This window comes from Arthrobacter sp. JCM 19049 (genome assembly GCF_001310435.1).
In genome coordinates this window covers 1-672 of record NZ_BAXF01000850.1, presented here as the reverse complement: position 1 = coordinate 672, position 672 = coordinate 1, and the positions used below count along the sequence as shown (strand labels likewise).

1 pseudogene is annotated in these 672 nt (G+C 70.1%); it reads right to left on the bottom strand.

What is annotated here, in order from left to right:
• Positions 1–672 (bottom strand): annotated as a pseudogene (locus tag JCM19049_RS16700) (phenylalanine--tRNA ligase beta subunit-related protein); the annotation flags it as partial.

Below are 672 nucleotides of genomic sequence, written 5' to 3'. Positions count from 1 at the left end.
GCCGATGACGCGGGCCACCTCCTCCACCAGGTCCTGCTTGATCGCCAGGTCCGGGCGCCAGGTCGGGGCGATGACCTCAAAGCCCTCGCCGGTGGCGGTCACGGTGCCGCCGATCCCCTCCAGCGCGGAGATGATCTGCTCCTCGGTGTAGTCGATGCCCACCAGGGAGCTGGCGTACCCGGCCGGCAGCAGGATGCTCACCGGTTCGGCGGGGTTGCGTAGTCGGTGATGTTCGCGGTTTCGGTGCCCCCGGCCAGCTCGACCAGCAGGTCCACGGCACGCTGGGCGGCCACGTCGGCCACGTTCACATCCACCCCGCGCTCGAAGCGCTTGGAGGCCTCGGAGGGCAGCTTGTGCCGGCGGCGGGAGCGGGCGATGGAGACCGGTTCGAAGTTCGCGGCCTCGATGACCACCCGGGTGGTGGCCGCGCCGACCTCGGTGGAGGCCCCGCCCATGACCCCGGCGATGCCGATCGGCCCGGAGTCGTCGGTGATCAGCAGGTCCTCGGGGTTGAGGGTGCGTTCCTTCTCATCCAGGGTGGTCAGCTTCTCCCCGGCGGTGGCGCGGCGCACCACGATCGGCCCGGCGAGCTTGTCCGCGTCGTAGAAGTGCAGCGGCTGGCCCAGTTCGAGCATCACGTAGTTGGAGATGTCCACGGGCAGCGAGATCGAG